Source organism: Exiguobacterium sp. s152 (genome assembly GCF_018618335.1).
GTDB lineage: Bacteria > Bacillota > Bacilli > Exiguobacteriales > Exiguobacteriaceae > Exiguobacterium > Exiguobacterium chiriqhucha.
The window spans coordinates 18,608-43,687 of sequence record NZ_JACSLX010000011.1 but is presented as its reverse complement, the minus strand read 5'-3'; the positions used below and the strand labels follow the sequence as shown (position 1 = coordinate 43,687).

Sequence of the window (25,080 nt, the reverse complement as noted above, 5' to 3'; positions counted from 1 at the left end):
GAGCCAGGATCAAACTCTCCAAAGAATTTGATATAGCTCTTTAAAAATGACGAAGCTTGCGCTTCATTCAAACATTGTAAAACTTTTTTTGCCTCATCGTTCAGTTTTCAAAGTTCGTCTGTCGCTCATTGGCGACTCTTAAAATAATACAAGTCATCGACACAGTTGTCAACCACTTTTTTTATCCTTTTCCGCTGCCATCAGCGGCAACGTTTATTACTTTACCGCATCCCTAAATAGAACGCAAGACTTTTTGCAAAAGTTTTTCTAAAAAAGTTTTTATCCTCTTTAAATCGGCAACATTCTCTATAGAAAAACCTCTCGCCCGTAAGAGCGAGAGGTTAAAACGATTCTTTACTGTTGGTGTCTCATCGTCGGGAACAATAGAACATCACGAATCGATGGTGCATTCGTCAACAACATGACGAGGCGATCGATTCCGATTCCAAGACCGCCCGTTGGTGGCATTCCGTATTCGAGTGCCTCAAGGAAATCGTTGTCCAATTCATGGGCTTCGTCATTCCCTGCTTCTTTCTCAAGAAGTTGAGCTTCGAAACGCTCACGCTGATCAATCGGATCATTCAATTCCGTGAAGGCGTTAGCATGTTCACGACGAACGATGAACAATTCAAATCGATCCGTGAAGCGTGGATCTGTATCGTTCTTTTTCGCCAATGGCGATACTTCGACAGGATGACCTGTGACAAACGTCGGTTGTAACAATGTTTCTTCAACTTTCTGCTCAAAGAATTCATTGACGATGTGACCGAATGTCATATGGTCTTGAATCTCGACACCGTGCTCTTTTGCAAGCGCACGTGCATCTTCATCAGACATCTGTTGCCAGAAATCGACGCCTGTTTCTTCTTTAACCAAGTCGACCATGTGCGCACGTTTCCAACCGACAGCCAAATGAATCGTATCTTCTCCATATTGAACGTCCGTCGTGCCAAGAACTTCTTGGGCTACGTGAGCTACGAGTTCTTCTGTCAAATCCATGATGTCATTATAGTCCGCATACGCTTCATACAATTCAATCATCGTGAACTCTGGGTTATGACGTGTTGAGATCCCCTCGTTACGGAAGACACGGCCAATCTCATACACGCGCTCGAGACCACCGACAATCAAGCGTTTCAAATGAAGCTCGATGGCGATCCGCATATATAACTCCATATCAAGTGCATTATGGTGCGTCAAGAACGGACGGGCCGCCGCTCCACCTGCGATTGTATGCAACATCGGCGTTTCGACTTCCAAGTAACCGCGATGGTTCAAGAAATTCCGAATTTCCGAGATAATCCGGCTACGCAGAATAAACGTTTGACGCGAATCGTTATTCGTAATTAAATCCAAATAACGTTGACGATAGCGTTGCTCAACATCTTTTAAGCCATGGTATTTATCAGGAAGCGGACGAAGTGCTTTTGTTAAGAGTTCGAACTCTTCAACATGAATCGACAATTCGCCGACGTTCGTCTTGAACAGCTTCCCTTTCACCCCGACGATGTCACCAAGGTCAGATGACTTAAATAAATCGAACGGTTCGTCACCTACGTCATTTTTACGCACATAGATTTGGATTTGTCCTGTGACGTCTTGGATGTGGGCAAAGAAGACTTTCCCTTTTCCACGTTTCGTCATGATTCGTCCGGCAAGCGTCACTTCGACGTCTTGTTCGGCCAAGGCTTCTTTTTCAATCGCCTCATATTGTTCATGTAATTCACCGGCGTGGGCAGAACGTTCGAACCGACGTCCGAACGGGTCAAGCCCTTGTTCACGCATCTCGGTCATTTTTTCAAACCGAACCTGCATTTGATCATTCATTTCCAACTCGTGACTCACTACTCCATTCACTCCTCTATACGTATTGGGGATGTTCCTAATAAAAAACTGTCAGCCTCACGGCCAACAGCACAGCCTAAACCGTTTGCTTGTGTGGTTCACTTTTTCGCCAAACAAGCTTACCACAAATCAATTTTTTTCACTAGTTCACACTTCTTGCATGTGTCGCTCGAGCTGTTCCACAAAATGATACAACACGATGCCAAACGCATCTCGCGATTCCGTTTCGTTGATTTGCTTCCGAACCGGGCCGCTGCCTTTCAACCCTTTCAAGTACCATGCCGCATGTTGACGCATCTCGCGAACGGCGGTTACTTCTCCTTTGATGGCAATCAAGCGATCGAGATGCAACATACAGATGTCGATCTTTTCACGCGCCGCTGGTTCTGGCGGAAGTTCACCAGTCTCCAAATACTGCACCGTTTGATACAGCATCCATGGGTTACCGAGCGCTGCCCGTCCGATCATGACAGCATCGACACCATAATGATCAATCGCATGTTTTGCTTCTTGTGGTGTCGAGATATCGCCGTTACCGATAATCGGAACTGTCGCAATCTTCTTGGCTTCGCCAATCCAATCCCAGTTTGCGGTTCCTTCATATTGTTGAGACCGCGTACGACCATGAATCGCAATCGCCGCCGCTCCGCCAGATTGAGCCGCCCGAACATTGTCGAGAATATAAATATGGTCTTCGTCCCAACCGAGGCGCATTTTGACCGTGACCGGCTTATCGACCGCATTCGAGACGGCGTTCACCATCTCGTAAACTTTGTCCGGGTCGAGCAACCATTTGGCACCCGCCTCACACTTCGTGACTTTCGGGACTGGGCAACCCATATTGATATCGATGATGTCCGCATTCGTGTTTTGATCCACGTACTGGGCCGCTCTGACGAGTGTGTCTTTCGAACCTCCGAAAATCTGAAGGCTGAGCGGTTTTTCCCGTTCATCGACGTACAGCATCCGGAGCGTTCTTGCATTCTCCAATAAAATCCCTTTATCGCTGACCATTTCCGCACAGACGAGTCCCGCGCCGAATTCTTTCGCGATCAAACGAAACGCAGGGTTTGTCACTCCGGCCATCGGGGCAAGGACGGCGCGGTTCTTTATATCGATGTTACCAATCTTGAACCCTGACACTTCTCCACTTCCTTTGCTAACGTTAAACCGAGCTGACCAATGATTGTAACGGTCCGAGACGGACGACATCTTGTCGTTCCGACGCAGGAAGGGCTTCTAGCCATGCCCGCACCGTCATTCCCTTTACCTCGACCGCCGGAGCAATCTCCGCGAACGGGGCAAGGACAAAAGCGCGTTCATGCATCCGTGGATGCGGAACAGTTAACTGCTTCGATTGTATATCTTCGCTGTTATAGACCAAGATGTCAAGGTCGATTGTACGCGGTCCATTCTTGAATAGTCGTTCTCTCCCTAGGTCCCGTTCAATCTGTTGGAGTTGAAGCAAGGCCGCTTCCGCAGAAAGGGACGGCTCGACTTCGACGACCATATTATAGAAGGATGGCTGATCTGTGTATCCGACCGGTGCCGTCTCATATACGGATGACTCTTTCGTTACCTGAAGACCGTTTACCGCCATCGCTTGAATCGCTTCTGCTAGATAGTTGGCACGCTCCCCAATGTTCGATCCCAACGCTACGTACATCATACGTTCCGTCTCCGTGTCATCTCGATCGCGACCGAGTCATAATGACCCGGGATGGGCGGGTCCGGCTTGATGACTTTGACGGTGACGCTTTGAATTTTGTCACTGTGGGCCAAGACAGCCTTCGTGATGCGTTCACCCAGCGCCTCGAGCAGATTGACCGGCTCACCGGTGACGATCTCTTCCGTCAATTGATAGAGACCCGCATAACTGACTCCGTCTGATAAATCGTCCGATTGTCCCGCCGGCGCCAAATCCAACTCACACATCAAATCGATGTTAAAGCGTTGACCGAGTCGATTCTCTTCTTCAAACACACCGTGATAGCCATAGAAACGCATCCCATTCACAAACATCTTATCCAATTTGTCCGCCTCCCAGCATCGCGTCCATCATGAGTGACGCTCGTTTATTCTCTCTTACGTCATGGACCCGAATCCACGCACAGCCTTTCATGATGCCTAGACACGTCGTCGCCAGTGTCCCTTCTAGTCGTTCTTCAGTCGGTAAATCAAGCGCTTGCCCAATAAATGATTTCCGCGACGTTCCGAGTAACACCGGATAACCGAGGTTCGTGATCACGTCGAGTCGATTCATCAACTCCATGTTTTGCGCATAGTCTTTCGCAAAGCCGATTCCCGGGTCTAACCAAATCATCTCATCCGGCACACCGGCCGCTTGGGCGATTTCAATCGATTCGTACAAGTCACCGACGACCTCCTCAATGAAATGGCTATAATTTCGATTGTCGCGATTGTGCATCAAGATGATGGGAACGTTAAACGCCCTTGCCACTTGTGCCATCGATTGATCGCCCCACTTCGAGCCCCAGACGTCATTGATGATATCTGCCCCGGCTTCTAATGCCGCCTTTGCCACCACCGGTTTGTACGTATCGATCGAGATGAGCACGTCGAGCTCTTGCTTCAGTTGACGAATGACAGGAACGACTCGCTCGATTTCTTCTTCCACCGAGACGAACCGGGCTCCCGGACGTGTCGATTCCCCGCCGATATCAATCGCGTCCGCTCCGTCTTGAACGAGTTGCTTGGCGTGAGCGACCGCCTGTTCGAGCGCCGTATATCGTCCTCCGTCCGAAAACGAATCCGGTGTCACATTTAAAATTCCCATGATTTTTGTCATCGCGTTTCTTCCCTCTCAATCGCATGCAACAAGACAGACCAACATGCTTTAAATTTTGCCCCGTCTTTTCCTGGATAGCTGTTCCCGGCATAGTCTGTGACCGGAGCAATCTGTTGAACCGAATTGGTCAACCAAACCTCGTCTGCCTGTGTAAGTTCCGCAAACGTCACATCACGTTCCTTCACATCAAACGTATCCATCACCCAACGTCGCGTGACCCCAGCCAGAGGTCCTGTCGCGAGCGGCGTCGTCCAAAGTTGGTCAGCTTCGACCCAGAAGATATTCGAGACAAGCCCTTCTACGACATGTCCTGAGTCATCGGCGAACAGCCCTTCCGCCTCCCGATCAACGAGCATGCGCTTCCCTAATATATTGTTCATATAATGATGGGATTTTAAGCGGAATGAAGCTTCGGGCCGACTTCTTGGAAACGGAATGGCTTCCAACCGTTTTTCGACGGGTTGAAACGACTCCGGCAGCGGTTTGACGAGTAGCGTCACGTTCGGATGCGTGTAGCGTCCGTCATAGAGTCCAAGTGGCGCCACCCCCGCGGACACGTTCAAGCGCACATACAGGTTCGGGGTCCCGTTTTGACGAACGACGTCTTGAATCGCCTGCTCCATCTCTTGTTTCGTATACGGTAAATCAATCCATAGTTCCGCTAAGCTCTTCTCGAGACGTTCCCAGTGAAAATCAAACAAGAATGGGATGCCATTGAACGTTCGAAACGTCTCGAATAGGCCCATCCCATATAAAAATCCGTGATCTTCAATCGGAATCGTTACTTCAGAGCTGCCCCTTAGTTCGCCGTTATGCCAAAGCCACATGACGATACACCTCGACGAAATTACGAATCATGTCTTTGCCGTGTTCTGTCAAAATCGCTTCCGGATGAAACTGGACCCCTTCAATCGGTAACGTTTCATGCCGGAGTGCCATAATTTCTCCTAGGCTCGTCTCGGCCGTGACTTTCAAGCACGACGGTAACGCATCTCGTTCGACCGCGAGCGAATGGTAGCGTGTCACGATTGTCTGTTGCGGGATGCCGTTAAACAGCGTGTTTCCGTCATGTTGAATCGCTGACGTCTTGCCATGCATGAGCCGCTCGGCATGGACGACTTTTCCGCCGAACGCTTGAGCAATCGCTTGATGTCCTAGACAAACGCCAAGAATCGGGATGCGACCGGCAAACGCCTGAATCGCATCGATGCTGATACCCGCCTCACTCGGTGTGCACGGACCAGGCGAAATGACGAGATAACTTGGGGCGAGCGCTTCAATTTCCTCGATCGTGATGTCATCGTTACGACGGACGACGAGTTGTTCACCGAGCTCCCCAAAGTATTGAACTAAATTGTATGTGAACGAGTCATAGTTATCGATGAGTAAAATCATACCGTCGCCTCCGTCATTTCTTTCGCCGTCCATAGCGCTTTCGCCTTGGAAAGTGATTCGGCGTACTCCGCTTCAGGATCCGAATCAATCACAATCCCGGCACCAGCCTGAACATGGGCGATTCCGTCCTTCACGACCATCGTCCGAATCGTGATGTTGAACACGAGGTCATCATCCCAACTAAGCCATCCGTATGAGCCGGTGTAAATCCCACGCCGGACCGGTTCGAGTTCCTCGATGACTTCCATCGTCCGGATTTTCGGCGCCCCGGTGATGGTGCCGCCCGGGAACATCGCGCCAAGTGCTTCGGCTCCCGATACGCCGTCCCGCATCAAACCGCGCACGTTCGAGACGATATGTTGGACGTGCGAGTATTTCTCGATGACCATCAGCTCATCGACATGCACTGTCCCGTAAGCCGCGACTTTGCCCAAGTCGTTTCGTTCAAGGTCAACGAGCATGACGTGTTCGGCCCGCTCTTTCTCATTGTCGAGCAGCGTCCGAGCCAGTTCCAGATCTTCCGCCTCATCCCGGCCTCGCGGTCTCGTTCCGGCGATCGGACGGGTCGAGATGGCGGCGCCATGTTTCTCGAGCAACAGTTCCGGTGAAGCCGACACCATCGTAAGCGAGTCGTCAGCGAAATAACCCATATACGGTGACGGGTTCACTTTCCGGAGCGTGTCGTAGATGTGACGTGGATGCGCGAGCAACGGTTCCGATTGCCGCACGCTCAAGTTCACCTGAAACACATCACCCTCGACGATATAGTCTTGAATCTTTTGCACCGCCGTCACGAACTTCTCTTGTGACAGCGAGCGTGAACGTTCGAGCGTCCCGCTTGCGACCGGCGGGAACGCATAGTGCGTCTCGGTGTGCCAAAGGGCGGCAAAGCGATCGAGTTTCACCTCTACCTGGTCGTCCGCCGTGACGAGCATATATAAGAGCGATTCTTCTTCATCGAAGACCGCCACTTCATCGAACAGTAAGAAGGAGACATCCGGTGTCGCCAAATCGTCCGCTGCCTGCCGTGGTAACCGTTCGAGCGTTCGGGCCACGTCATAGCTCACATAACCGATCATCCCGCCAAAAAACGGGGGAGCGCCAGCCGGTCGCTCGGTAGCGTACCGGGTCCGGATTGTTTCGACGATGTCGAGCGGCTCACCGTACAGTGTTTCCGTCGCATCTGATGTAGCGAACGTTCCGACCCCATCTTTCACGTGAAGCGTAGCGAACGGTTCAATCCCGGCCATCGTATAGCGGCCGACGCGTCCACTCTCTAACCACGCGTAGTGCTTCTCCCCTTCCGTCAATGTCATATACGTGTCGTACATTTTCTCTTTTGTCATGCGCATGGTTTTGAACGCTGTTTGTCTCACGCCACATTCCCCCGTTCCACTGATTCATGCCTTTAATTGTACACAAGAAAAGGCAGTTACCGAAAGAAGTTGTCTCCCGGTAACTGCCGTTTGTTTACGAGCGTACGCTATCTGATTCTTCATCGAATTGATAGAGCGGTGTGCTGAGGTAGCGTTCTCCGTTTGATGGGATAATCGCCAGCACGTTTTTCCCTTTGCCGAGACGTTTCGCCGTATCGACAGCGGCAGCGATCGCCGCCCCAGACGAGATGCCTCCGAGCACGCCGTTCGTTTTGGCCGCAAGACGTGCGTATTCGAACGCCTGATCGGTCGTGATTTGAAGGACACCTTCATAAATCTCCGTATCGAGAATCGACGGGATGAACCCGGCCCCGATGCCTTGGATTTTATGCGGGCCTGGTTTACCGCCCGATAAAACCGGTGAATCGACCGGTTCGACCGCTAGGATTTGTACGTTCGGATAGTGGGCTTTCAACACTTTACCCGCTCCCGTAATCGTTCCACCTGTCCCGACGCCGGCGATGAACGCATCGACTTGGAGGCCTGACGCATCGAATGCGTCGACGATTTCAGGTCCCGTCGTCATCTCGTGCACGTTCGGGTTGGCTTCATTGTTAAATTGCTGCGGGAGGAAATAACCGTTTTGTTCAGCCTCTTCCGTCGCACGACGAATCGCTCCGCCCATCCCTTCAGGACCCGGCGTCAAAATGAGTTCCGCACCGTAGCCACGAAGCAGATTGCGACGTTCCATGCTCATCGTTTCCGGCATGACCAAAATCGCTTTATAGCCTTTGGCCGCACTGACCATGGCAAGACCAATCCCTGTGTTCCCACTGGTCGGTTCGATAATCGTATCTCCTGGCTTCAAGACCCCTTCTCGTTCCGCCGCTTCAATCATCGCGAGCGCAATCCGGTCTTTTACGCTAGAGCCTGGGTTCATATACTCCAATTTTAAGTAAACCGTGGCATCTTCAGCGCCAGTCAATCCATTCAACTTCACAATCGGTGTCTTTCCAATCAGGTCTGTTACTGAATCTACGATACGCATTTCATTTCCTCCTCCATAATTCCGACTATTCCGATATTGTAATCATACCCTATCAGATTCAAAATATGCAATTTGGAGCAAAGCGGTCAGCGTGCTTGTTGTTTCATCGTTTCTAACTGTTCCGCCGAGAAGTGGTATTTCTCGCCACAGAAATGACAAACCGCTTCAGCGCCGCCATCTTCTTCAATCATGTGACGAATCTCTTCGGCACCGAGTCCGATAATCGCGCTCTCCATACGGTCGCGGCTACATGTGCAATTAAATTGGACCGGTTTTTGATCCAACACTTCGAGGCTGTCGCCAAGGAGCATCTGCAGCATTTCTTCTGGCGTTTTCTCTTCCCCGATGAGGACCGACACCGGTGGGAACGTCTTGAGCGCCTGTTCAAGCGCTTGAATCGTCTCTTCTGACGCATCCGGCATCAATTGAACGATAATGCCACCAGCCGCAAGAATCGATTCATCTTCCGGGAGGACGAGCACACCCGCACCAACGACTGACGGCACTTGTTCTGACGTCGCGAAGTAGTACGTGAAGTCTTCGCTAATCTCACCCGTTTGAATCTCAGACGAGCCGCCGACAAAATCTTTCAAACCGAGGTCTTTAATCACCGAAATCGTCCCGCGTCCGACGGCTTCACCGACTTTCAACTTCGTCAAACCGTGATCATTCACAAACGTGCCGCCTTCGACACGAGGATGTGACACGTAACCGCGCACGTCTCCCGCCGTATCAGCATCGACGATGATTTTCCCAATCGGTCCATCGCCTTCGACTTTGAGCGTCACGCGAGCGGCGCCTTTTTGCATCGCACCGATCATCGTCCCAATCGTCATCGTGCGTCCGAGCGCTGCTGAAGCGACCGGTGTCGTCTGGTGACGGAGTTGCGTTTCAAAGATTGTTTTCGTCGTCCGGACGGCAAACGCGCGGACTTCCCCGTTGAACCCGAGGGCACGGACAAGATAATCGGCTTTCATTTGGTCAAGTAATGCTTGTTGTTCTGGTTGAATCATATCGAGTAACTCCTTTAAGTTTATTTCTGGTTGCGCTCATAGATGAGACGAAGCCCATCGAGCGTCAAAAATGAATCGACGACATCAATCGTCTCTGCATGCTCGCTAATCAAACGCGCGAGACCGCCTGTGGCGATCACAGTCGCTTCTCCGACTTCACGCTTCATACGACCGACAATCCCGTCGACTTGTGCGACATAGCCGTAATACGTCCCGGACTGCATCGCTTGAATTGTATTTTTCCCAACGACCGTAGGTGGTGTCGCGAGCTCGATGCGCGGCAACTTGGCCGCCCGTTGATAGAGCGCCTCGACCGAAATCATGATCCCCGGTGAAATGATGCCTCCGTGATAACGGCGGTTCTCATCAATATAGCAGTACGTCGTCGCCGTTCCGAAATCGACGATGATGAGCGGTCCATCATATTTGGCAATTCCAGCGACCGCGTTGACGATGCGGTCTGCACCGACTTCGCGCGGATTATCGACATGAATGTCGAGACCGGTTTTCACGCCGGGACCGACGACAATCGGCCGGACATTAAAATAACGTTGCGACATCTGTTCGAGCGGAAAGATGACCGGTGGAACGACCGAAGACAGAATCACGCCGTCAATCTGATCGAACGAGACGTTCGAATGATCGAACAGTGATTTCACGAGCATGCCGTATTCATCGGTTGTTTTCGTACGGTCTGTCGAGATGCGCCAATGATGGACGAGCGTCTCGCCGTCATACATCCCAAGGACAATATTTGTATTCCCAACATCAATCACTAAAATCATGATAGCGTTCCTCACTTTGTTGTCAATTACAGTTCGCTCGAATTATAACACGAAAAAAGACGAATGCCTTGTTTAGGGCATTCGTCTCTTACACTTAGCGTGATTCGTTATTCGGGCGTTCCGTCGGCGTCGCTTCCGGCTTATCGCCTTCAGGGACCACGTCAGGCTTCGCTTCTTGAACGACTCCAGGCTGATCGATGACTTGTCCGTGCTTGACGGCCGCCTCATCTTTTTTCGCTTCGTCGCTTGCATCATCTTTCGATGGTTCAGACGGCTCTTCCGGTTCGTGTGGAAGATATTCGCGCGTCTTAATCAAGTGACGAATCTGTTTCGAATCGAGCGTCTCAACTTCGAGCAACGTCTTCGCGACGAGTTCGAGATCGTCTTTACGATCCGTCAAGATTTGTTTCGCTTTCGCGTAACAACGGTTGATGATATCCCGGATTTCGAGGTCGATATCTTGTGCAATCGCATCCGAGTAGTTTTGTTCCGTTTGGAAATCACGGCCGAGGAAGACTTGTCCCCCATGGTTCGATCCAAGTTGGAGCGGTCCGAGCTTGTCGCTCATCCCGTAATCCATGACCATCTTCCGCGCGATACCAGTCGCACGTTGGAAGTCATTGCTGGCTCCTGTTGACACTTCACCGAAGATGACGTCTTCCGCCACACGGCCCCCGAGGAGACCGACGATTTTATCTTCAAGCTCAGGTTTCGTCATGAAGTAGCGATCTTCTTTTGGAAGCATGACGACATAACCGCCTGCGTTACCGCGAGGAACGATTGTCACTTTATGCACTTCATCTGCATTCTCAAGTTCAATCCCGATAATCGTATGACCTGCTTCATGATAGGCGACGATTTGTCGTTCTTTCTCCGAGATGACACGGCTCTTCTTAGAAGGACCAGCGATGACGCGGTCAATCGCTTCCTCGACATCCACGACTGATACCGCTGAACGGTCAGACCGGGCTGCGACGAGCGCTGCTTCGTTCAATAAGTTTTCAAGGTCGGCACCTGAGAACCCAGGCGTCCGCTGCGCAATCGACTTCAAGTCGACTGTCGAATCGAGCGGTTTGTTGCGCGCATGAACTTTAAGGACTTCTTCACGCCCTTTGACATCTGGACGATCAACCGTGATTTGACGGTCGAAACGACCTGGACGAAGCAAGGCTGGGTCAAGAATATCCGGACGGTTTGTCGCGGCAATCATGATGATGCCCTCGTTGTCACTGAATCCATCCATCTCAACAAGCAATTGGTTAAGCGTTTGCTCACGCTCGTCATGGCCACCACCAAGACCGGCACCACGCTGGCGTCCGACCGCATCAATTTCATCGATGAAGATGATACACGGTGCGTTCTTTTTCGCATTCTCGAACAAGTCACGAACACGTGACGCCCCGACACCGACGAACATTTCGACGAAATCAGAACCTGAGATTGAGAAGAACGGTACACCGGCTTCTCCTGCAGCTGCACGAGCGAGCAATGTTTTACCTGTTCCCGGAGGACCGACGAGCAAGACACCTTTCGGAATCCGTGCCCCGAGTTTCGAGAACTTACGTGGGTCTTTCAAGAATTCAACGACTTCGATGAGCTCTTGTTTTTCTTCGTCTGCTCCGGCGACGTCTTTAAACGTCACACGGCGCTTCTCTTGGTCGTATAGTTTGGCCTTCGATTTCCCGAAGTTCATCACACGACCGCCACCGCCGCCACCTTGGGCTTGGTTGAGCAAGAAGAAGAATAAGATGAAGATGATGATGAACGGTAAGATCGCGAATACGATGCTGAACCAGCTACCACTCGACTCTGCTTCTTCGATTTGGATGTCGGTATCCGCGCGAAGCGACGAGAGCACTTCGGCGTATTCGGCCTCGTTGGCCGGGATATTCGTTTCAAAACGCTGATCTTCGTCTCCTGTTAGATCTCCTGTAATTGAGATGGCTCCCGGAATTTCTTGTACGGTTGCCGTTTCAATCCGACCTTCTTCCACATATTCCAAGAACTTCGAATACGTAAGCGTCTCGCTCTGGCTATTCGGGTTTTGTAAATATTGAAGGAACAAGATCAAGGCTAGGAAAATCACACCGAAAACTAAGGTGTTTTTCACTGCACGATTCATTCTCTGCCTCCTATTCCGAGAAACGATGTTCTCGCCCATTCAGTATATGTGTATACTTTGGGTATTTCTTTTATCTTAACACGACGCATTTTCAAAAGAAAAACGTTAGCCCCCGTAAATGCTCGGCTTGAGCACACCGACGTACGGAAGGTTACGATATTTCTCTTCGTAATCGAGACCATAGCCGACAACAAACTCGTGCGGAATAACGAAACCGCTATAATCTGCCGACAATCCGTTCTTGCGGCCCGTCGGTTTATCGAGAAGCGTCACGATTTTAACCGATTTGGCTTTGCGGTACTTGAGCAAGTCGACGAGATAGCCGAGCGTAAGTCCACTATCAATGATATCTTCTACAATCAAGATGTCGCGTCCTTCTACAGATGTATTTAAATCTTTCTCAATTTTAACTTCACCCGTCGATGACGTTCCGCCATGGTACGTCGACACGTCCATGAAATCCATTTCTAAATGGATGTCCATTTCTTTGACGAGGTCTGACATGAATGGCATCGCACCTTTTAACACGCAGACGAGGAGTGGAAACTCTTCTTTATATTCTTCGCTAAGTGTTGTAGCGAGTTCTTTCACTTTACCTTGAATTTCTTCGCTTGAAATCAGTACTTTCTCCATATCGTTCATTAATGACATCTTAAAATCCTCCTCTTTCTTATCCGACACAATCATCATTTTACCATTAATCGTGGGCACATCGCACCCGACTTATCCGGAAAATCGGAAACTCTTACCCCTACTATAGCGATAATCCGTCCCGTTGCGTCAACTACCAATGGGACGAATGGCCGTTTTTCTCGCGGAATCTTCGCGTCAATGAAGATGCGGGCGACTTTTTTCGTCCCGATGGACAGTTTCATCGCGTCCCCAGCCTCGACAGAGCGGATGATCAACGGCAACTCGATTGCCTCGAGCGGGATGCCTTCCGTATCATCCTCAACGTCTAGTGAGAATAACGAAGTCCCGAACACTACATGTGCTGGGAAGGTCGTTACCACTTGTTTGTGTGGGGCTAGGAGCGATTGACCAGTTGCCTGTAACGATAAGAGCCCGTCTTGTTTCCGCAGGCCCCATGGCCCCTCTAAGTCGAAGTGGCCAGAACCTTGGGCACTCGTTAACAGACGGTCGATCGCGGTCCCCACCTCTACCCCGTAGCGCATTGATAGCAGGCGCCCGACGGTGTATCGTTCGACAGGATTTAGACACATTAAGTTATCCAATTTCACGTGAAACGCTTTCATCTCGAGCCGCACGTTGTCCTGGATCCAATTCTCCATCTGTCGGTAGCGGGTCCGCCACAGTTCGCGTTGATGCCGAGCTGTTTCGCTCACAACTTGAACAAGATCCGGTTGCGACGCGAGGAGCTGGGGCACGATCTGATGCCGCACTTGATTGCGCAAATATTCGGTCGTGGCGTTGCTTGCATCTTCTCTCCATTCAAGTCCGTATCGTTTGGCATAGGCAATCAATTCCCGCTTCGGTTCCGATAAGAGCGGACGAACGAGTTCTCCTCCTGCGAACGGACGACGCTCGGGAATTCCCGTCACTTCGATGACGTTACGCTGCAGTTGGATGAGGACGGTCTCGAGTTGGTCGTCCGCGTGATGGGCCGTCATCAGTTGTGTATAGCCGAACTTCTGCATAACCTGTTCAAAGAACGCATATCGTGCCGTCCGGTAACTCGCCTGCGAACCGCCATCCGGAAAAGTGAGTCGCTTTCCGTGAAATGGAACCCCATAGGATGCGGCGAGACATTGCACGAACCGATATTCCTCGTCCGATTCGGGACGTAACCCATGATGGACATGGGCCACGCCCACTTCCATACCGGTTCGAATGACTCGATCCAATAAGACGATCGAATCGACCCCACCGGACACGGCAACCAATACTTTCGTCATCCGTCCGCCTCCTTGATATAACAAAAGAAGCCATCTCGAGTGAGATGGCTTCTTTTCGCTTAGGTAAGTGACCCGTACGGGATTCGAACCCGTGTTACCGCCGTGAAAGGGCGGTGTCTTAACCGCTTGACCAACGGGCCTAAATAAAATGGTAGCGGCGGAGGGAGTCGAACCCACGACCTCACGGGTATGAACCGTACGCTCTAGCCAGCTGAGCTACACCGCCATGTTATTGTTGTGTCCTAAGCACATTTTCTATAATAACCAGTACCCACGTCAGTGTCAATTCTTTTTTAAAAGTTTTTTCACAAAAAAATCGTGTATAGTGTCGTCTTATCCACTATACACGATTTTCAGTTCGTTGTGCATCACGCTTCTGACGTCGTCAGCCGATATTTTTTCTTCCAGGCGATGCGGAAATATCCCCAGAGCAAGAAGAAGCAAGCGGTCGAGACGGACGCCAAATAGACGATCGCTTGTTGCAAGTAACTCCAGCCGTCCGCTGACAGGATTTCTTTATAGCCCGAGACGGTATACGTCATCGGTAACCAGGCGTTGAACGGTTGAAGGGCGCTCGGAATCAGTTCGAGCGGGAACGTTCCAGCCGACGTCGTCAATTGAAGGATCAATAAGACGATGGCGACGAAACGCCCCGGATTTCCGAGCGTCGTGACGAGCAGCTGCACGATTAAAAGGAACGTGATGCTGACGAGCCAACTGAATCCGAAGAACTGGAGCGGTGCATCGACTTCAAGTCCGAGCAACATGACCATCGCCACATCCAAGACGAGCGCTTGAATAAATCCGACGACGAGCAACACACCCGATTTTGAGACGAGCCATGACAGACTGCGTTTCGGTTTTCCAGCTGGATCGTACAGCGGATAGACAATCGAGAGCAAGAGAGCCCCGACGAATAGTCCGAGTGACATGAAGTACGGTGCAAAACCTGTTCCGTAGTTCGGGACTTTGTGAATCGAGTCGTTGACGACCGTGACCGGTCCGGCCATCATGTCGACGTTATCGTCTCGGATGTCGATTGCGGCCGCTTCGGCCCCATCGGCGAGCGCGTCCCGTAACTTGCTGTTACCAGCCGCAAGTTCGGACACTCCGTCTGCGAGCTGGTCGCTACCTGACTGAAGGTCTTTACCGCCCTCTGCCAAACGTACAGCCCCGTTCGCGAGTGTATTCGTGCCCGCGCCGGCGCTCTTCGCCCCGTCCGCGAGTTTCGAACTCCCCTCTGACAAGGCGCCCGTCGCCTCGGTCAACTGCGTACTGCCGGACGCGAGTTCGGCGGTCCCGTCTTTCAACGCTCCGACGCCGGCATTTAAGCGATTGCTTGCCGAAGCCAACTCTTTCGAACTCACGGCTGCCGTTTGCGCCCCTTGTTCCACTTGTGTCGACCCATCCGCCAACGCCTGTGCCCCGCTTGCGAGCTCGGCTTGTCCGTCACGTAACGTCACCAGTCCCGAAGCGAGTTCATTGGCACCAGCCTCCGCTTGCGTCAATCCGTCACCGAGCGCGGCCTGCCCTTCTTTCACACGCGTCGCTCCCGTGGACAGTGCATCGAATCCAGCTGCCGTCGCTGTTTGACCTTCCGCCAATTGGGCCACAATCGCCTGTAGCATCTCTGGTGAAGCAGGTTGCCCTGCCTCAGCGAGTGCTGACAGCTGGGCCATCAACTGATCTTGACTGGCCAACATTTCCGTCTTCATCTGACCAATCCCGGCCACAAGTTCCGTCTCTCCTGCCATCAAGGCGGCATTTCCTTCTTTCGCCGCCGTCATCGCGGCCGCCAATTCATTTGAACCGGCACTCAATTGCTCACTGCCGTCCTTCGAACGCTGAATCCCGGCCGCGAGTTGTTGAACGCCTTGATTGAGAGAAGCCGTCCCGCTGTGCAATTCCTCCAACTTCGAGGCGAACGTGCCTGTCCCTTCGACAAGTTGGCTCGTTCCGTCTTGAAGGGCAGACGCCCCGTCATTCACTTGACGTGCCCCGTCTGATAAGGCGGCGCTACCTGCATAAACTTGCTGGCTTCCCTTCGCCAATTCCGTCGTCCCTGTCTCGAGTTGGGCCACACCTTCATTCAACCGACTCGCCCCGTCAGCCAATTCTTGTTGTTTTGAAGCGAGCAATGCGGTCCCGTCGGCCAATTGGGTCGCCCCCTGTTCGGCCGTCTGCGATCCATCTGCCAGTTTTCCCGCCCCAGCCGCCGCTTCATCGAGTCCAGCAGCGGCATCTTGAATCCCGTCACGCATCGCACTGACGTACTGTTTCGCGACTTCGGTCGACAGTTCACCTTTCACTTGCTCCATCGCGGAACCGCCGATTTGAGCCGCTAAAAAGTTATACGATTCATTGGCGATATATTTGAGTTCGAGCTTCTCAGGTTGTTCACTGAGAGCCGTCGTCGCTTTTTCTGAGAAGTTTGCCGGAATCTCAATCGCCATGTAATAGTCATGATCGTTCAACCCTGACTCGGCTTCTTGTTTCGTCGTCTCGATAAATTCGAACGCCTCAGACGTCTTTAACTTCTCAACGAGTTCGTCCCCGACGGCAAGTTGCTCCCCGTCGAACGTCGCTCCCTGGTCTTCGTTCACGATCGCCACCGGCAAGTCTTTCATCTGTCCATACGGATCCCAAAACGCCCATAAGAACATCCCGGCATACATGAGCGGTACGAGTGCGACCGCGAGAATCGGGACCCAGACCCGAGGATTCTTCCCGATGCTTCTCCATTCCGCCAACCACAGTTTCCATCCATTCATTTTCATTCTCACCTTTCACTTATAAAACATAACTATTTTTTCATGTTACCTATTGTGCTCGCTTCCTCGAAAAAATGCAACCCTTTTTAGTTATTTTTCATAACAAAAAAGAATCAAAAAAAAACCACAGACTATAAAAGTCTGTGGTTCGTCGTCTTCTTGAGGAAGACCGTCTATCGTTACGAGTAGAAGCTGATGGTTTACGAAGGGTTACCCGCGCTTGGCTCCACGTCCACCGCGTTTTGAGTCGGTTTGACGTTTTAACGTCGTCAAGCGCTCGTCGCTGTCTTTCAAGAACTTGCTCATCAACGTATCGAACGTTTCTGGCTCACGGCGTACTTCGCGACGTCCGCCGCCGCCACGTGGACCGCCACCGCGTGGACCGCCGCCACCGCGTGGGCCACCTTGTCCTGGACCACCTGGGCGTGGGCCGCCTTGACCCGGGCCGCCTGGGCGTGGGCCACGAGAGAAACGCTCGCCGGCTGGACGCTCTGGACGTTCACTGACAGGGCGATCGACGGCCTTTTTGATAGACAACCCGATTTTGCCATCTGTTTCGACGTTCAAGATTTTGACCGTCACTTCTTGACCGACCGTTAGCACTTCATTGATGTCTTTGACGTAAGAATCTGCCACTTCACTGATGTGCACCAAACCCGTTTTGCCATTTGGAAGTTCTACGAACGCTCCGAAATGCGTAATCCCTGTAACCTTACCTTGTACCTTGCTTCCTACTTCAATTGACATAAAATAATGTACTCCTTTTTTTGATTGATTCCCTACAATTATACGAGTCGATTCGTCAACGGTCAACGAACCCACTTATTCCTCTGGTGAGAAGTAAAAAATAATCTCGCCATCTTTCGAGAACAACAGCTCGTTGCGCGCTAGATTAGCGATGTATTCTTCGTCTTGTAAACGCTCGACCTGCTCTTTCAGTTCTGATTGTTCGTTCTTCGTTTCCCGAAGTTCGACTTGCGCTTCATTTTGTTTCCGTTCTTGCTCGGACACATATCCGACTTTCGAGAAGTAACTCTGACCGATGAAGACAACCATTAACAAAAAGAGAAGTGAGGCCGCAGCCAGGCGGCGTCGAAGATGGATACGTCGCCGGTTCTGTTCTTTTTCCAGCTGTTCTCTCCGTTCATCAAGAGCCCGAATCCGCTGTTTGCGTTCCATCGGGTTACGTCCATTCATCGAATCACCTTCCTCCTGTCCTGTTACGTTCAGTATACCTTTTTTTTACGCTTCCGTACCACTGTTCACCTTTTCTTCTTTGAGCAGGCGGTACATTTCTTTCGCATCCTCTTTGCGGGCATGCTCGGCAATCGAGTCAATGACGACCGTAACGAGCTTGTTCCCGAATCGAATTTGCAACTCGTCACCGACTTTGACGTCGGTGCTCGCTTTCGCTACTTGTCCGTTCAATTGAATCCGGCCTTGGTCGGCGACTTCTTTCGCCAACGTACGCCGCTTAATCAAGCGGGATACTTTCAAAAACTTGTCTAGTCTCATAATCCCTTCTCCTTCGCTTCATCCCAGAGCCGATCCATCTCTTCGAGCGTCATCTCTTCGAGGGAGCCGTTCGCTTCAATGTATTCGAATCGTCTCTTAAATTTTTGATTGGTTCGTTCGAGCGCCTGTTCGGCGTTCAACTTGAAATAGCGCGCCACGTTGACGATTGAGAAGAGGACATCGCCAAGTTCTCGTTCATCTTCAGGCTGACTTCTCCACTCGTGGAGTTCTTCTTCCAATTTCTCAAACGCGCCTTGAACATCGTCCCATTCGAAACCGACTTGCGCAGCTTTTTTCTGCAATTGCTCGGCCCGCATCAAACCAGGTTGCGTCATGAGAACACCATCTAGCTGCGATTTTCTCTTTTCCCCTTTTTCCACTTGTTTAATCGCATTCCAATTCGTCACCACTTCATCGGCATCATCGACCTTCACATCCCCGAACACATGAGGATGACGGCGGACCATCTTCTCACTGACGGTGCCAATGACGTCTCGGATATCAAAATAGCCTTCGTCCGCTCCGATTTGGGCGTGGAGCATGACTTGGAGTAACACATCACCGAGCTCTTCGACAATCGCATCATCGTCTTCCGTATCGATTGCTTCAATCAATTCATACGCTTCTTCGAGCAAATATTTGCGGAGCGACTCATGCGTCTGTTTCCGGTCCCACGGGCAGCCGTCCGGACCGCGGAGCGTCGCGATGATGTGCTTCAACGTCGAAAATTCGCGCGCCAAATGCGTCTCGTCCGTCAACGGCGGCACATAGAGCGTCGTCAAGTTGTCGACTTCTGCCACGCGGTCCATCTCGTAGAGCGGGATTTCACTGACCCGCTCATGTTTCGTTCCAGCGGCTGTCACGAGTTTGACGATATGCTCATCCGGATATCGTTCCATCAATTGGACTTTCACGTCTCCGGCCACGAATCCGTCATACACTTGACCAATCAATACGTGTTGGGTCACTTGAATCCGTTCGACATCGAGCGCCGTCGCATCGAGTAATTGGAAGCCGTTGATTGGATCGATGCGGAGGGCTTGGAACATGGCGTCCAAAAAGCTCTGACCGCCGAGGAACGTGACGTCCGCACCTTGTTCGACGAGCAGCTCGACCGTCCGCTCCGCCACGAACGGATGCCCCGGTACGGCATAGGTGATGGCTAGCTCTTCGCTCTTTTCAAGCAACGTCTCAACGATTTGTCGGTAGACGTCCTCGAACGTGTCACTCGCCTCGTAAATCGAATCAAACGATTCGAACGTCACGCCTTCCGCCTCAAGTTCGCTGACGACAGGGTGTTCTTTCGTGCGCAACCATACGAGCGGTTGCTGCTTCAAATGACGATAGACACCGAGCGGTAGTTGATCAAGTTCGCCAGACCCGAGGCCGACGACCGTAATTCCGTAACTCATATCAGTTCTCCTTTTTTTCTAGCAGATTGATGAGACGACCTCCGAACGGAATCATTTCCCATTCTTCTATCGTCAAAATTTGTTCTTTCCATAACCGCCAGACATAAATGCCGGCCCCAAGCACGAGCATGAAGACGAGCCAGACGAGGGCATCGAGACGATGCGTCAGCCCATCCATTGCCATGACGTTCAAGCCGAGCAAGATGACGCCCATCGGCGCCACCGCTTTGACGAGACGTCCATAATGTCGAAACCGGAGCATGCCGAGCGGGATGATTTGGTCGAGCCGATTGAAATTGAAACCGGCCATCGCTAAAAAGGCAATCGAGGTCCCGAGGGCAGCCCCCGCGATGCCATAGTAAGGGACGAGCCACAAGTTGCTGCCGAGCTTCACGCCGATGGCGAGAATCATACCGACAGCAGCTGTGCGTTCCCGGTCAATCGCCTGTAGACACGTCATGCTCGCCACGGCAAGCGACGCGGCGAACGTACTCGTCGAGAGCAAGACGAGCGCTGTCGTCCCGGCCGCGTTTTCAAATAGCGCGACATTCAACGGGAACATGACACCCATCAAGCCGATTGTGGCCGCAGCAGCGACCGTTGTCGTCACGCGAATCATCGAACTGAGTCCGGAAGAGGTCGCTTCTATACGACCGGCACGATAATGCCGCACCAAGTTCGGGACATTTGCCATTCCGAGCGCCGTCGTGAAAAGAATCGCAAATTGAACGAGCGGATAGCCTCGGTCAAATACCCCTTTCCCGACTTTCGCCGCATAATCCCCGCCCATCAGATTGACAATCGTGAACGAGTCGACGAGTTGCATCCATAAAATTCCGAGCGAGGCGAAACCGACGGCAAACCCCGTCGTCAGTAAGATTCGAAGGACAGACCGCAACGTCGCGGGTTGTACCGGTACGAGCCGTAACTGCTTCGCCCATAATGACAAGATGACGATGGCGATGACACCTCCGACGAGCGTCGCCCCATACGCGTATCGACTGAGCGTATAGGCGTCTTGACCGAAGCGCACGCCAATCAACAAGGCGACGAGTAAGACCGTGACGCGAACGAGGTTCTCAAGCACTTGAGAAATCGCACTCGGCCGCAAGTCATCGACAGCCTGAAATGAACCGCGGAGCACGGCCAAAGCCGGCATGAGTAAATAACTCAGGCTGATGATCCGCAGCGTCGGTGCGAGTTCCATGTCCCCGAGGAGACGAGCGATGACCGGTGCTAGCATCCACATCGTGACGACAAGGATGACGGCTAGACCGAACAAGACATAAAAACTGCCCCATAACACCTCGAGCTTTCGCCTCGGTCCATGGGCCCCGACACCGATTTTGGCAATCACTACCGGCATCGCATACATGCCGAGCGAAGCGACGATTGCGGCAAACGGATACACGGTTTGATAAGCATACAACCCGAAGTCTCCGGCGATATTTTGGTAAGGGACTCGGTACGCGAAACTGATGAACTTTGAAAGATAGCCCGCGAGCGCAAATAAGACGACGCCGGTCGCAAACTTACTTGGCGACCGCATGCGCCAACCTCTTCACGAGCTCCTCAAGCACCGTATCGGCATCGTTCAACAGTTCGACGACCGGCATGCGGCCACTGAGCGACAATTTGAGGGCGCCGTTGTCTTGTCCGACACCGAGTTTCCGACCGAGTGGCATCGTCCATTCCATGAATGACGGGACATCGAGCGCCGTCGTTGATTCGAGCGACAATACCATCTCGATGCGGCCCGGCGACTGCTTGATGCGCGCCACTTTCGCCATCTCGCCATAGATGCGCAGACGCGTCAGTTGGATGAGTAGCGCGACCGGTTCCGGGAATTCGCCGAACCGTTCAATCAACTCGTCTTGGAGGGCGAACAACGCCTCTGGTGTATCGACATACTTGAAGCGTTTGTACATCTCGATTTTCAATTCGCTGTCCGATAAATAGTCGTCCGGAATGTACGCATCCGCTTGGAACGCGATTTCTGGTTTGAAGACGACTTGTTTCGCCTGTCCGCGCATCCGGTCTTTCCGTTCCTCGATGGCTTCGGACAACATCTGCGAGTATAAGTCGAACCCGACCGAATCGATGAACCCGGACTGTTGGGCTCCGAGCAGATTGCCGGCGCCGCGAATCGATAAGTCGCGCATCGCAATCTTGAACCCGCTCCCGAGCTCCGTGAACTCTTTGATGGCCTGTAGCCGACTCTCCGCTACCTCCGTCAAACGCTTGTCTTTCCGATACGTGAAGTAGGCGTAGGCGATCCGGTTGGAACGGCCGACGCGACCACGCAACTGATACAGCTGTGACAGCCCCATCTTGTCCGCATCGTGGACGATGAGTGTGTTCACGTTCGGGATATCGATGCCGGTCTCGATGATCGTCGTCGAGACGAGCACGTCCGCCTCTCCTTCAAGGAAGCTGATGAGCTGGCTCTCGAGTTCGGTCTCGGTCATCCGACCGTGTGCCGTCGCAATGCGTGCTTCCGGTAACAAGGCCCGAATCTCTTCTGCCTTCCGCTCGATACCTTCGACGCGGTTGTAGAGGAAGAATGCCTGTCCGCCTCGCGCGAGTTCGCGCTCAAGTGCTTCCCGCAAGACGATACCATCGTATTCCATGACGTACGTCTGCACCGGGTAGCGGTTCTCTGGCGGTGTCTCGAGGACCGACAAGTCTCGGATGCCAATCATCGACATATGGAGTGTCCGCGGAATAGGTGTCGCCGTCAGCGTCAGGACGTCGATATTCGTCTTCAACTGTTTGAGCCGTTCTTTATGTTTGACCCCGAACCGTTGCTCTTCATCGATGATGACGAGACCGAGGTCGGCGAACGTCACGTCTTTCGACAAGACGCGGTGCGTCCCGACGACGACGTCAATCGTTCCTTCCTTCAAGCCTTTCTTCGTCGCCGCCATCTCACTTTTAGAGCGGAAGCGGCTCATGACGGAGACGTTAATTGGAAATTCACTGAACCGTTCAAGCATCGTCTCGTAATGCTGTTGCGCCAGCACGGTCGTCGGAACGAGGAACGCGACTTGCTTCCCAGCGAGCACGGCTTTGAACGCGGCTCGAATCGCCACTTCTGTTTTGCCGTAACCGACATCGCCACAAAGGAGACGATCCATCGGCCGTGACCGTTCCATATCCGCTTTGATTTCAGCGATGGAGCGGACTTGGTCTTCCGTCTCCGCATACGGGAACGAGCTTTCGAACTGACTCATCTCCTCGTCATCACCCGGGAACGCGTAGCCGACGGACGCTTCACGCGCCGCGTACAGCTTGATCAGTTCATCGGCGATGTCTTCCACCGATTTGGCGACTTTCGATTTGACCTTCTTCCACTCAGTCCCGCCGAGTTTGTAAATCTTCGGCTCTTTGCCTTCGGCCCCGACATACTTTTGAACGAGATCGATTTGATCGACGGGGACGTACAGCGCATCGTCGCCGGCATAGACGAGATGTAAGTAGTCTTGATGAATGCCGCCGACTTCAATCGTCTTGATGCCCAGGTACTTCCCGATTCCGTGATGGATGTGGACGACGTGGTCGTTCGGCTTCAATTCTTGGTAACTTTTAATCCGTTCGGCGTTCGTCAAATTCTTCGTCTGACGTTTCCGCTTCGTGACGCGCTTGAACAGTTCTTCTTCGGAAACGACGACGAGACGACTCGTCGAGAGTTCAAAGCCGCCTTCGATTTGGCCGATCATGACATGAACGTGACGCGGCAACAGCTCACCGTCCACATTTGTGAACGTGGATGAGATTCCATAATCGTCAAGTAGCTCCACCACTTTATCGGCCCGTGTTTGATCGCCTGCCAAGAAGACGATACGATGGTCACCTTGTTGCCACCGTTCGACTTCTTGTTTCAACAAGTGCATCTGCCCATGGAACGCCGGGAGAGGGCGACAGCTGAGGTGGACCGTGTTCGTCTCCGGAATCCCGGACCGTCGTGACGGTAACAAGGAGAACGCGACTTGTTTCAACGTCCGGAATACTTTATGCATTGGGACGGCGAGCGTGTAGTTGCTGACCGACTCCCCTCGTTCGATGAGCGACGAGAACCATTCCGCTTCCTCGCGGTCTTGCACGTCGGCAGCATCTTCAATCCGTGCCACTTCATCTAACATCAAGACCGCTTCCGCCCCGACATAATCGAGGAGCGTCGAGCTATACAGGAGCGGTGTGTACTTCCCAACTTTTTCAGGAGCCTCGCCTCGACCGAACTGTTCGATGTCCCGGGCGATTCCATCTTCGAGCGCTTGCCGGATCGTCTCGGTCTCGATGAGCGAGAGCGTCCGCTCGTATTGACGTTCGAGTGCTTGTCCGGCCTGCTGCAACTGGTCGCGTGAGGCGATGAACTCGGTGGCGGGTGGGATGACCGCTTCGCCGACGACACCTAGCGAACGCTGCGTCTCGGCATCAAACGTAAAGATGGAATCGACTTCGGTGTCGAACAAATCGATACGATACGGGCGCGCTGCCGTGAGCGGATAAACGTCTAAAATACTGCCGCGGACGGAGAATTCACCCGGTGCGGTCACGGTGGCCGTCCGTTCATAACCGAGCGTGATGAGTGTCTCGGCGAACGGCTTTAAATCAAGCTCTTGTCCAGGTTTGATGTGATGATGGCTCATCTGCCAGTCTGACGGGTTCGGGATATAACGGCGCAAGCCACCGAGAGGCACGACAATGACGCCTCCCGTTTCGTCAAGGAGACGTGTCCGAGCCTCAATCCGAGCGGCAAGCAGTTCTGGGCTCGATGTGAGGGATAGTTCGCCAGCGAGCGTCTCATCAATCGGATAAAGCAACGTTTTGCTCGGACCGATGAGCGACTCGAGTTGATCGTACATTTTTTGAGCTTGATACATGTTATGCGTGACGACGACGAGACGTCTCGGCGAATTTTTCGCCAAACCCGCCAATACAAGCGCCTTTGCACTTGTCGTTAATCCGGTGACGAGTTGTCGATCGACTTTCGGCAACCGCTCCCGAATCACATTCGTCTCAGGTAACGTCACCATGAATTTCTCTAAAGCATTCATTTGTTTTCCTCCACCT

The 25,080-nt window shown here is 52.3% G+C and carries 21 protein-coding genes and 2 tRNA genes; all 23 read right to left on the bottom strand.

Going from position 1 to position 25,080, the window contains the following annotated elements:
* Nucleotides 1-354: 354 nt before the first annotated feature.
* On the bottom strand, nt 355-1,845 hold the full coding sequence (lysS, locus tag KNP72_RS14305; protein ID WP_021068200.1) for a lysine--tRNA ligase: 1,491 nt from the start codon (nt 1,843-1,845) through the stop codon (nt 355-357).
* Between the two features lie 147 nt (nt 1,846-1,992).
* Nucleotides 1,993-2,988: a tRNA dihydrouridine synthase DusB gene (gene dusB / locus KNP72_RS14300; RefSeq protein WP_214720441.1), complete on the bottom strand. Its 996-nt coding sequence runs from the start codon at nt 2,986-2,988 to the stop codon at nt 1,993-1,995.
* 22 nt (nt 2,989-3,010) lie between these two features.
* The gene (gene folK / locus KNP72_RS14295; protein ID WP_353048462.1) at nt 3,011-3,511 is read right to left on the bottom strand and encodes a 2-amino-4-hydroxy-6-hydroxymethyldihydropteridine diphosphokinase; all 501 of its coding nucleotides are present in this window, start codon (nt 3,509-3,511) and stop codon (nt 3,011-3,013) included.
* Nucleotides 3,511-3,876: a dihydroneopterin aldolase gene (folB, locus tag KNP72_RS14290; protein WP_214720443.1), complete on the bottom strand. Its 366-nt coding sequence runs from the start codon at nt 3,874-3,876 to the stop codon at nt 3,511-3,513. Before folB ends, folK begins: the two co-directional genes overlap by 1 nt.
* Entirely contained in the window at nt 3,869-4,654 is a 786-nt protein-coding gene (gene folP, locus KNP72_RS14285; protein ID WP_214720444.1) for a dihydropteroate synthase, read from the bottom strand. Before folP ends, folB begins: the two co-directional genes overlap by 8 nt.
* Nucleotides 4,651-5,481, bottom strand: coding sequence for an aminotransferase class IV (locus KNP72_RS14280; RefSeq protein WP_214834120.1), 831 nt, complete (start codon nt 5,479-5,481; stop codon nt 4,651-4,653). The genes folP and KNP72_RS14280 overlap by 4 nt, the downstream gene beginning before the upstream one ends.
* Nucleotides 5,465-6,049, bottom strand: coding sequence for an aminodeoxychorismate/anthranilate synthase component II (gene pabA / locus KNP72_RS14275; protein WP_029594412.1), 585 nt, complete (start codon nt 6,047-6,049; stop codon nt 5,465-5,467). Before pabA ends, KNP72_RS14280 begins: the two co-directional genes overlap by 17 nt.
* The gene (locus KNP72_RS14270; RefSeq protein ID WP_251129036.1) at nt 6,046-7,395 is read right to left on the bottom strand and encodes an anthranilate synthase component I family protein; all 1,350 of its coding nucleotides are present in this window, start codon (nt 7,393-7,395) and stop codon (nt 6,046-6,048) included. Before KNP72_RS14270 ends, pabA begins: the two co-directional genes overlap by 4 nt.
* A gap of 124 nt (nt 7,396-7,519) precedes the next feature.
* The gene (gene cysK / locus KNP72_RS14265) at nt 7,520-8,473 is read right to left on the bottom strand and encodes a cysteine synthase A (protein WP_021068192.1); all 954 of its coding nucleotides are present in this window, start codon (nt 8,471-8,473) and stop codon (nt 7,520-7,522) included.
* 86 nt (nt 8,474-8,559) lie between these two features.
* Entirely contained in the window at nt 8,560-9,486 is a 927-nt protein-coding gene (gene hslO / locus KNP72_RS14260) for an Hsp33 family molecular chaperone HslO (protein WP_285800955.1), read from the bottom strand.
* Nucleotides 9,487-9,506: 20 nt separating this feature from the next.
* Nucleotides 9,507-10,271 (bottom strand): type III pantothenate kinase, encoded by a 765-nt coding sequence (locus tag KNP72_RS14255; RefSeq protein ID WP_021068190.1) that lies wholly within the window; start codon nt 10,269-10,271, stop codon nt 9,507-9,509.
* A 94-nt stretch (nt 10,272-10,365) separates the two neighbouring features.
* On the bottom strand, nt 10,366-12,393 hold the full coding sequence (ftsH, locus tag KNP72_RS14250) for an ATP-dependent zinc metalloprotease FtsH (RefSeq protein WP_214834116.1): 2,028 nt from the start codon (nt 12,391-12,393) through the stop codon (nt 10,366-10,368).
* Between the two features lie 105 nt (nt 12,394-12,498).
* A complete protein-coding gene (gene hpt / locus KNP72_RS14245; protein ID WP_021068188.1) occupies nt 12,499-13,044 on the bottom strand; it encodes a hypoxanthine phosphoribosyltransferase in 546 nt (181 codons plus the stop codon).
* 35 nt (nt 13,045-13,079) lie between these two features.
* Nucleotides 13,080-14,309: a tRNA lysidine(34) synthetase TilS gene (gene tilS, locus KNP72_RS14240; RefSeq protein ID WP_214720448.1), complete on the bottom strand. Its 1,230-nt coding sequence runs from the start codon at nt 14,307-14,309 to the stop codon at nt 13,080-13,082.
* Nucleotides 14,310-14,377: 68 nt separating this feature from the next.
* A tRNA-Glu gene (locus KNP72_RS14235) sits at nt 14,378-14,449 on the bottom strand.
* 9 nt (nt 14,450-14,458) lie between these two features.
* Nucleotides 14,459-14,535: transfer RNA gene (locus KNP72_RS14230), tRNA-Met, on the bottom strand.
* Nucleotides 14,536-14,677: 142 nt separating this feature from the next.
* Complete coding sequence (locus KNP72_RS14225) at nt 14,678-17,080, bottom strand: YhgE/Pip domain-containing protein (RefSeq protein WP_214834113.1); 2,403 nt, start codon at nt 17,078-17,080, stop codon at nt 14,678-14,680.
* Between the two features lie 210 nt (nt 17,081-17,290).
* Nucleotides 17,291-17,827 carry a S1 domain-containing RNA-binding protein gene (locus KNP72_RS14220; protein ID WP_029594406.1) on the bottom strand — a complete coding sequence of 179 codons (537 nt, stop codon included), beginning with the start codon at nt 17,825-17,827 and terminating at the stop codon, nt 17,291-17,293.
* Nucleotides 17,828-17,902: 75 nt separating this feature from the next.
* Complete coding sequence (locus KNP72_RS14215) at nt 17,903-18,277, bottom strand: FtsB family cell division protein (RefSeq protein ID WP_214834110.1); 375 nt, start codon at nt 18,275-18,277, stop codon at nt 17,903-17,905.
* 45 nt (nt 18,278-18,322) lie between these two features.
* Entirely contained in the window at nt 18,323-18,595 is a 273-nt protein-coding gene (locus tag KNP72_RS14210) for an RNA-binding S4 domain-containing protein (RefSeq protein ID WP_021065741.1), read from the bottom strand.
* On the bottom strand, nt 18,592-20,007 hold the full coding sequence (gene yabN, locus KNP72_RS14205) for a bifunctional methyltransferase/pyrophosphohydrolase YabN (RefSeq protein ID WP_214834107.1): 1,416 nt from the start codon (nt 20,005-20,007) through the stop codon (nt 18,592-18,594). The genes KNP72_RS14210 and yabN overlap by 4 nt, the downstream gene beginning before the upstream one ends.
* A 1-nt stretch (nt 20,008) precedes the next feature.
* Nucleotides 20,009-21,556: a polysaccharide biosynthesis protein gene (locus KNP72_RS14200; protein ID WP_214834104.1), complete on the bottom strand. Its 1,548-nt coding sequence runs from the start codon at nt 21,554-21,556 to the stop codon at nt 20,009-20,011.
* Nucleotides 21,540-25,064, bottom strand: coding sequence for a transcription-repair coupling factor (mfd, locus tag KNP72_RS14195; RefSeq protein ID WP_214834101.1), 3,525 nt, complete (start codon nt 25,062-25,064; stop codon nt 21,540-21,542). Before mfd ends, KNP72_RS14200 begins: the two co-directional genes overlap by 17 nt.
* Between the last annotated feature and the right edge of the window lie 16 nt (nt 25,065-25,080).

Excerpts from the sequence above, each read along its gene's own strand:
- folK (WP_353048462.1), bottom strand. The coding sequence starts at position 3,511 with ATGTACGTAGCGTTGGGATCGAACATTGGGGAGCGTGCCAACTATCTA.
- folP (WP_214720444.1), bottom strand. The coding sequence starts at position 4,654 with ATGACAAAAATCATGGGAATTTTAAATGTGACACCGGATTCGTTTTCG.
- KNP72_RS14280 (WP_214834120.1), bottom strand. The coding sequence starts at position 5,481 with ATGTGGCTTTGGCATAACGGCGAACTAAGGGGCAGCTCTGAAGTAACG.
- pabA (WP_029594412.1), bottom strand. The coding sequence starts at position 6,049 with ATGATTTTACTCATCGATAACTATGACTCGTTCACATACAATTTAGTT.
- KNP72_RS14270 (WP_251129036.1), bottom strand. The coding sequence starts at position 7,395 with ATGACAAAAGAGAAAATGTACGACACGTATATGACATTGACGGAAGGG.
- cysK (WP_021068192.1), bottom strand. The coding sequence starts at position 8,473 with ATGCGTATCGTAGATTCAGTAACAGACCTGATTGGAAAGACACCGATT.
- hslO (WP_285800955.1), bottom strand. The coding sequence starts at position 9,486 with ATGATTCAACCAGAACAACAAGCATTACTTGACCAAATGAAAGCCGAT.
- KNP72_RS14255 (WP_021068190.1), bottom strand. The coding sequence starts at position 10,271 with ATGATTTTAGTGATTGATGTTGGGAATACAAATATTGTCCTTGGGATG.
- ftsH (WP_214834116.1), bottom strand. The coding sequence starts at position 12,393 with ATGAATCGTGCAGTGAAAAACACCTTAGTTTTCGGTGTGATTTTCCTA.
- hpt (WP_021068188.1), bottom strand. The coding sequence starts at position 13,044 with ATGTCATTAATGAACGATATGGAGAAAGTACTGATTTCAAGCGAAGAA.
- tilS (WP_214720448.1), bottom strand. The coding sequence starts at position 14,309 with ATGACGAAAGTATTGGTTGCCGTGTCCGGTGGGGTCGATTCGATCGTC.
- KNP72_RS14225 (WP_214834113.1), bottom strand. The coding sequence starts at position 17,080 with ATGAATGGATGGAAACTGTGGTTGGCGGAATGGAGAAGCATCGGGAAG.
- KNP72_RS14220 (WP_029594406.1), bottom strand. The coding sequence starts at position 17,827 with ATGTCAATTGAAGTAGGAAGCAAGGTACAAGGTAAGGTTACAGGGATT.
- KNP72_RS14215 (WP_214834110.1), bottom strand. The coding sequence starts at position 18,277 with ATGAATGGACGTAACCCGATGGAACGCAAACAGCGGATTCGGGCTCTT.
- KNP72_RS14210 (WP_021065741.1), bottom strand. The coding sequence starts at position 18,595 with ATGAGACTAGACAAGTTTTTGAAAGTATCCCGCTTGATTAAGCGGCGT.
- yabN (WP_214834107.1), bottom strand. The coding sequence starts at position 20,007 with ATGAGTTACGGAATTACGGTCGTCGGCCTCGGGTCTGGCGAACTTGAT.
- KNP72_RS14200 (WP_214834104.1), bottom strand. The coding sequence starts at position 21,556 with ATGCGGTCGCCAAGTAAGTTTGCGACCGGCGTCGTCTTATTTGCGCTC.
- mfd (WP_214834101.1), bottom strand. The coding sequence starts at position 25,064 with ATGAATGCTTTAGAGAAATTCATGGTGACGTTACCTGAGACGAATGTG.